The 6,920-nt window shown below is 72.3% G+C and carries 9 protein-coding genes; 5 read left to right on the plus strand and 4 right to left on the minus strand.

The window, feature by feature from the left end; translation table 11 throughout:
* From I5I_RS17500 to I5I_RS05560, 3 genes are all read right to left on the minus strand, one after another.
* Positions 1-1,007, minus strand: a 1,007-nt coding sequence (locus tag I5I_RS17500; RefSeq protein WP_306305727.1) for an ABC transporter ATP-binding protein, incomplete at its 3' end; no start/stop codon positions are given.
* Positions 1,004-1,597 (minus strand): hypothetical protein, encoded by a 594-nt coding sequence (locus I5I_RS17505; protein ID WP_239640030.1) that lies wholly within the window; start codon positions 1,595-1,597, stop codon positions 1,004-1,006. The genes I5I_RS17500 and I5I_RS17505, both read right to left, overlap by 4 nt.
* A gap of 44 nt (positions 1,598-1,641) precedes the next feature.
* On the minus strand, positions 1,642-2,193 hold the full coding sequence (locus I5I_RS05560; protein ID WP_036317465.1) for a hypothetical protein: 552 nt from the start codon (positions 2,191-2,193) through the stop codon (positions 1,642-1,644).
* 69 nt (positions 2,194-2,262) lie between these two features.
* Between I5I_RS05560 and I5I_RS05565 the strand changes: the two genes are divergently transcribed.
* From I5I_RS05565 to I5I_RS05575, 3 genes are read left to right on the plus strand one after another with little or no spacing between them, the layout of a single operon-like run.
* Complete coding sequence (locus I5I_RS05565; RefSeq protein ID WP_036317466.1) at positions 2,263-3,174, plus strand: 1,4-dihydroxy-2-naphthoyl-CoA synthase; 912 nt, start codon at positions 2,263-2,265, stop codon at positions 3,172-3,174.
* Positions 3,175-3,191: 17 nt separating this feature from the next.
* Entirely contained in the window at positions 3,192-4,358 is a 1,167-nt protein-coding gene (locus tag I5I_RS05570; RefSeq protein WP_036317468.1) for an AMP-binding protein, read from the plus strand.
* Between the two features lie 54 nt (positions 4,359-4,412).
* On the plus strand, positions 4,413-5,396 hold the full coding sequence (locus tag I5I_RS05575) for a 1,4-dihydroxy-2-naphthoate polyprenyltransferase (RefSeq protein ID WP_036317470.1): 984 nt from the start codon (positions 4,413-4,415) through the stop codon (positions 5,394-5,396).
* 30 nt (positions 5,397-5,426) lie between these two features.
* Here I5I_RS05575 and I5I_RS05580 read toward each other — a convergent pair whose 3' ends face one another.
* Positions 5,427-5,705 carry a DUF4229 domain-containing protein gene (locus I5I_RS05580; protein ID WP_036317471.1) on the minus strand — a complete coding sequence of 93 codons (279 nt, stop codon included), beginning with the start codon at positions 5,703-5,705 and terminating at the stop codon, positions 5,427-5,429.
* A 75-nt stretch (positions 5,706-5,780) separates the two neighbouring features.
* Between I5I_RS05580 and I5I_RS05585 the strand changes: the two genes are divergently transcribed.
* Positions 5,781-6,188, plus strand: a complete 408-nt coding sequence (locus I5I_RS05585) for a PLD nuclease N-terminal domain-containing protein (RefSeq protein WP_036317472.1) — start codon at positions 5,781-5,783, stop codon at positions 6,186-6,188.
* A gap of 1 nt (position 6,189) precedes the next feature.
* Positions 6,190-6,920, plus strand: a 731-nt coding sequence (locus I5I_RS05590) for a thiamine pyrophosphate-binding protein (protein WP_036317473.1), incomplete at its 3' end; no start/stop codon positions are given.

The raw sequence follows: 6,920 nt of genomic DNA on the forward strand, positions 1-6,920 counted from the left end.
AGGTGCGCCCGCCGGTCGGTGCGGCGACATTTCGCGGCGACGTTGTCGCGCACGAAGAGCGCGTCGGCGTCGTCGGGCACCAGCCGCACGTCACGGGCGTGCTCGCCGGTCGCGAGGGCGAGCAGAAGGCTCGACTTGCCTGCGCCGTTGGGCCCGACCAGCGCCATCACCTCGCCCGGGTGCAGCGTCACGGCGACATCGTCGACGGCCAGGCGCTGCCCGTAGCGGACGGTCACCCGCGTCGAGAGCGCCGGTTCACAACTCCGGAGATCCGCTGCGGTCGCGGCCCGCGGCGGCCCTTCGGTGGGGAGGGGAGGCGGAAACTCCGGAGTTGTGAACGGCGAGGGCCGGGTGGTGACGGTCGCGGGTGCCGCCCCGGCTGCCGCCGCGACGTGCAACCACGTGTCGGCGACGCCGGCGAGCTCGGCGCCGCGGTGCTCGGCGACGATGACGCACATGCCGGCCTCGTGCGCCAGCGCGCCCAACAGCGTCACGATCCGGGCACGCGCGGAGCGGTCGAGGTCGGTGAGCGGCTCATCCACGAGCAGCAGCACCGGCTGCTCGACGATGGCGGCGGCGATGGCGACGAGGCTCGCCTGGCCGGCGGAGAGCTCCCGCAGCCGCCGATCGAGCAGCGCCGTGATGCCGAGACGGTCGGCGACGTCGCGAACACGCTCGTCGACGAGCACGCGGGCGAGCCCGCGCAGCTCCAGCGCCAGCCCGATCTCATCGCGCACGTTCGTCGTCACGAACCCGGCGCGGGGGTTCTGCAGCACCACGCCGACGAGCCGCGACAGGTCCCGCGGCGGGGTGTCGGCGCGATCGTGCCCCGCGATCGACAGGCCGCCGTCGAGCCACCCGCCGTCGAGATGGGTGTGCAGCCCGCTCAGGGCACGCAGCAGGGTGGTCTTGCCCGAGCCGGTGGCGCCGGTGAGCACCGTCAGCGAGCCGCTGCGGATGCCGTCGCTCACCGCATCCGCCCCGACGCTCGACCCGTCGATCGTCACGACGGTGTCGTCACCGAACCCGAGCGCGAGAGGTCCGTGCGCGATCGGAGAGCGGCAGTCGCCCTCGATCGTGCGACCGGCGTAGCCGCGCAGCTCCAGAGACGCGCCGACGGCGGTGGCACGCTCGATGGTCGCCTCCAGCACCGGCGCGAGCACGCGGATGCCGATCCCGAAGCCGCGCTCGCCGCGCAGACGCTGCGCCCTCCGCGCCGTGCGTGCCGCATCGGCGAGCGACGGAAGTGCGGCCCACGCGATCGACAGTGCCCGCGCGAGTCCCTGGAAGGGACACGTCGCGCGCCGCGCGCGAGCAGTCCCGGCAGGTCGAGCAGCGCACTGAGCATCCCGAAGGCGAGGATGGTCAGTGCGATCGGGAGTGCGCCGACGACGGCCGCCGTCAGCCCGTCGGCCGTCACCGGGCCGAACATCCGAACGTGGGCGAGCGGCGGTGCCAGGGGCCACACCGGCAGCGGCAGCAGCACCGCGCCGGTGCCGTCCACGCCGTGGAAGAGCACCCGGTACACGACCCGGACCGCCACGAAGCCGACCGCCAGAGCGAGGGCGGCGCGCAGGGGTCCGGGGCGGAAGCTCACGCGCCGAGGTTACGCGCGTCGGCAGCGATCAGCGGCAGTGGTGCTCACGCCGCCGGTGCAGCGGGGGCGCCGTCGAGGGTGAACAGCAACTCCACGCTCTCGCCGGGCTGTGCCGTCAGGGTCGACAGGCCCTCCTGCGCATAGTCCCAGGCTCCGTCGACCGGCTTGGTCCACAGGGCCCAGTAGGCGAACGCCGCGGGCATGGCGTCGCACTTCTCGATGTACGCGGGGTCCTGCGCCGAGCCGACCGGAGCGGATGCCGAGGGCAGCCCGTTGACGCGGCAGACGACCTGATCGCCGTACTGCTTCGTGCCCTCGATGCTCACGCCGACCAAGTTCAGTGCGTTCGAAATCGTCACGGAACCCGTCCCGATGATGCACCAGGTCTCGGATGAGCCGCCTTTGAGCGCCGACGAATCGACCGTGAGTGTGACACCCTCCGACCCGGTGCACGCAGCGTCGGCCTCGGCCGTGCCGGCCGGAGTCGGCGATTCGGTCTCGGCGCGCTGCGCATCGCCGGTCGACGCACAGGCGGACAGGCCGAGCGCGAGGGTGCCGGCGGCGAGCAGGGTCAGGATGCGGTGGGGCGACGTCACCGCTCCAGCGTAGAGGGGGCAGGACGCGCGCCCCGGCCGGATGACGGCGCCCGCGCGTAGGCTGGGCGGGTGACCGACTCCTTCGTCTCCGAGCTGTTCGACCCCGCGGAGTGGATGCTCGCCCCGGGTGCGGATGCGTATACCGACATCACCGCGCACGTCTCGCGTGACGGTCGCATCGCGCGCATCGCGTTCGACCGTCCCGAGGTGCGAAACGCGTTCCGCCCGCACACCGTCGACGAGCTGTACCGCGCTCTCGACATCGCACGTCAGGACCCGCGCATCGGGGTCGTGCTCCTGACGGGGAACGGCCCGAGCCCGAAGGACGGCGGTTGGGCGTTCTGCTCGGGCGGTGACCAGCGCATCCGCGGTCGTGACGGCTACACCTACGCCGCCGATGACGCGACGGCGCCCGATCCTGCCCGTGCGGGTCGTCTGCACATCCTCGAGGTGCAGCGCCTCATCCGCTTCATGCCGAAGGTCGTCGTCGCGGTGATCCCCGGGTGGGCGGCGGGCGGCGGACACTCGCTGCATATCGTGTGCGACCTGTCGATCGCCAGCGCCGAGCACGGCCGTTTCAAGCAGACGGATGCCGATGTCGGGTCGTTCGACGCGGGCTACGGCTCGGCGTACATGGCTCGCCAGGTCGGCCAGAAGATCGCCCGCGAGGTGTTCTTCCTCGCCGAGGAGTACTCGGCCGCCCGTGCCTATGAGATGGGCGCGGTCAATCGCGTCGTGGCGCACGCCGAGCTCGAGCGCGAAGCGATCGCGATGGCGCGGACGATCCTCGGCAAGTCGCCGACGGCGATCCGCATGCTGAAGTTCGCGTTCAACGCGATCGATGACGGAATGGTCGGTCAGCAGGTGTTCGCGGGCGAGGCGACCCGTCTCGCGTACGGCACCGACGAAGCCGTCGAAGGCCGCGACGCGTTCTTGCAGAAGCGCGACCCGGACTGGTCGCCGTACCCGTACCACTACTGACCTTCCCGGAGACGAACGTGCGGCTGGAGAGGGTCGACGCAGCGGATGCCCGCGCGGTGCTGCGGGGTCTGCGTTCGGCGGTGCTCGGGGCGGGGCCGGCGATCGCGCTCGGCGGGGGAGACGAGCTGCCCCGGGACGTGCCGGCCGGAACAGCGGTGGTCGTCACGACATCCGGCTCCAGCGGCTACCCGAAGGCCGTCGCACTCAGTCGGGCAGCCCTGACGTCATCGGCGATGGCGACGGCCGCTCGCCTCGGCAGCGGCTCATGGCTGCTCGCTCTGGCTCCGGGCTACATCGCGGGTGTGCAGGTTCTGGTGCGCGCGCTGGTCGCCGGCAACGAGCCCGCCGTCCTGGCGGGTCCGTTCCGCGCCGCCTCGTTCGTCGCCGCGGCATCGTCGATGGCGTCCAGTCGCGGGGGCGAGCGGGTGCCGACCTACACGTCCCTCGTTCCTGCTCAGTTGCAGACGCTTCTCGACGACCCTGCCGGATGCCGCGCCCTCGCCGGCTTCGCCGCGGTCCTCGTGGGCGGCCAGGCGCTGCCGCCGGCGCTCGCCGCGCGCGCGAACGAGGCCGGCATCCGTGTCGTGCGCACGTACGGATCGAGTGAGACGGCCGGCGGCTGCGTGTACGACGGCATCCCGCTCGACGGCGTGGGCGTGCGCATCGTCGACGGGGAGGTGCACGTGTCGGGACCGACACTCGCGGACGGCTACCTCGGCGAGCCGGAGCGCACCGCCGCCGCGTTCGTGCGCGACGACGCGGGTGTGCGCTGGTACCGCACCGGCGACGCCGGGCGGTTCGACGGTCGGTTGACCGTCACGGGTCGCCGTGACAACGTCATCGTCTCGGGCGGGATCAATATCTCGCTCGATCGCGTCGAGCGCATCGTCCGCACCGTCCCCGGATTCGTCGATGCGGTCGTCGTGCCGGTCGCCGACGAGCGCTGGGGTGAGGCGTCGATCGTCGTGGCTGCGGGGGTGACGTCGGATGCCGCGGATGCAGAGGCCGATCCCGACCTTCCGACCCTCCGCGGGCTCGTCGGGGATGAGCTCGGTGCGCCGGCTCGGCCCCGTGCCGTCCTGCGGGTGCCGCGACTGCCGATGCTCGCCAGTGGCAAGCCCGACCGGCCGGCCCTGGCGGCGCTCGCGCGCGCGTGGGCCGAGCGGATCGCTCCCGAGCGCTGAGGTCCGCGACGCCGTCACAGCGGATCCATGCCCATCCGGGCATAGGATTCTGGCGTGGCAGGCAGCACCCGGAAGAAGAAGTCGCGCGCGGCGCATCACGCGAAGCAGAAGCCGCGCGGCAATCCGCAGCGCGCGCGTGTGTCGGGCGATCCCGCGCACGTGACACGGGCCACCGCGCGCGACTGGATCGGCGCCGCGCGCCTACGGACGCTCCCGCTCGCCGTCGCGCCCGTGGTCATCGGCACGGGGGCGGCTCGTCTCGACGGGACGCCGCTGCGCTGGGTGCTGGCCCTGTGCTGCCTGGTCGTGGCGGTGGCGATTCAGATCGGCGTCAACTACGCGAACGACTACAGCGACGGCATCCGCGGCACCGACGACCATCGGGTCGGTCCCGCCCGCCTCACCGCCTCGCGCCGGGCGAAGCCGCGCACCGTGCTCACGGTCGCCCTCGTCTTCTTCGCGATCGCCGCGGCAGCGGGTCTGGCCATCATCGTCCGCACCGGCTACTGGTGGATGGCGCTCATCGGCGCCGCCTGCCTGGTCGCCGCGTGGTTCTACACCGGCGGCAAGCGTCCCTACGGCTACGCGGGACTGGGCGAGCTGTTCGTCTTCGTGTTCTTCGGTCTCGTCGCCACGGTGGGCACCACGTTCGTGCAGATCGGCACGGTGCCGCAGGAGAGCTGGTTCGGCGCCGTGATCGCCGGCCTGCTGGCCTGCGCCGTGCTGCTGGCGAACAACCTCCGCGACATCGATCAGGACCGTCTCGCCGGCAAGCGCACCCTCACGGTGCGCATCGGTCGGCGCGCCACGCAGGTGCTGTTCACCGCGCTCGTCGTCATCGCCTTCGCCCTCGTCGCCATCCTCGCGGTGTTCTACCCGCTGGCATGGCTGGCGATGCTCGCGCTGATCCCCGCGGCGTGCGCCGTGCTCATCGTCTGGACGTACCGCGCACCGCGCGAGCTGGTCGTCGCGCTGGGGCTGACCTCGCTGACCTCGCTGGCCCTGTCGCTGCTGCTCTACTGGGCTTTCACCGGCTGAGCGCGCCCGCTCGAGGAGCCGCCGACGGGCTCACTCCGACGGCGTCGAGGCGACCTGGTCGGCCGCGGCATCCTCGGCGTCTTCGTCGGTGTCGCGACGGGCACGCCGGCGCGCGGCGAGACCGGCGGTCAGATCGTCGAGCGGGCGGCGCAGGAAGAGCACCGAGAGGCTGAGCCCGATGAGCGCGGCGAAGATCGCCGACAGCCAGTAGTACTCGCGCATGATCTGGAAGAGCATCATGATCGCGAACGGCACGACGAACACCAGAAGACGAAGGACGGTGTAGACGAGGGCCGAACGGACACGCATGTGTCCAGCCTACGCGCGTGGCGTCGGTGCGCCGTCCTCGGATCTCGCACGGCGCGCGCCGCCTAGGATGGAGGGGTGGTGCGCATCCTGCTGCCTCTGGCGCTGTTGCTGATCGCCTTCTGGGTGTACAGCATCGTCGACTGCGCCCTGCAGCCGCCCACTCGTCACCGCGGCGTCAGCAAGCCGCTGTGGATCGTCATCGTCGTGCTGCTTCCGGTCATCGGCGGCGTGATGTGGTTCGTGGTCGGTCGCGGCCGAGCGCGGCCCCAGAACGCTTTCCGCGCACCCGACGACAACCCCGACTTCCTCGGGAGCCTGCGCAGCGTCTCGATCGCCGATCAGGACGAGCGCATCCGTCGCCTCGAAGAGGAGCTCGCCGCCCTCGATGCCGAGGGGCTCGATCCCGACCGCGGCCCGCAGTCGCATCCGCCGGTGAGCGGCGACGACGACCCGGACGAGCACCGTCGCGGCAGCGTCGCCTGACATGGACGACAGCGCTCTCGCCGGTCGTGCACCGGCGACGGATGCCGCAGCCGCCCTGCTCGGACGCCTGGCGGAACTCGGGGTCGCGCACATCGTCGTCAGCCCCGGATCGCGCTCTCAGGCGCTCGCACTGGTCGCCGCCGAACTGGAGAAGCGCGGCGACGTACGCGTGCACGTGCGCATCGACGAACGCGTCGCCGGTTTCACCGCGCTCGGCATCGGCCGCGAGTCGGGCATGCCCGCCGCCGTCGTGTGCACCTCCGGCACCGCGGTCGCGAATCTGCTGCCCGCGGCTCTCGAAGCGCATCACGCCGGCGTGCCCCTGCTGCTGCTCACGGCCGACCGTCCTCCCGAGCTGCGCGGCGTCGGCGCCAACCAGACGACCCGCCAGCCCGGAATGTTCGCGCCGAACATGCGTCTGGAAGAAGACCTGCCCGTGCCCGACGCGCTCGATGCGGACGGCACCGGCGAGCAGTCGATGATGCTCCGCCGGGTTGCGGAGGACGCGGTCGCGGCCGCCCTCGGCACGGGCACGAGGCAGGCCGGACCGGTGCACCTCAACCTGCCGCTGCGTGAGCCCCTGGCTGGTGTGCTGCCGTCGTGGCTGGGCACGACCGAGCTCGACCTTCCCGCGCCCGCGCTCGGCCCCGACGTCGCCGGCGACGAGCTGAGCGCGACCGAGCCGTCGGGAGCGCTCTACCAGGGCGGCGGCGGCATCGGCGAGGCAACCTC

It is taken from the genome of Microbacterium sp. B24 (genome assembly GCF_000333415.1).
Taxonomy (GTDB): domain Bacteria; phylum Actinomycetota; class Actinomycetes; order Actinomycetales; family Microbacteriaceae; genus Microbacterium.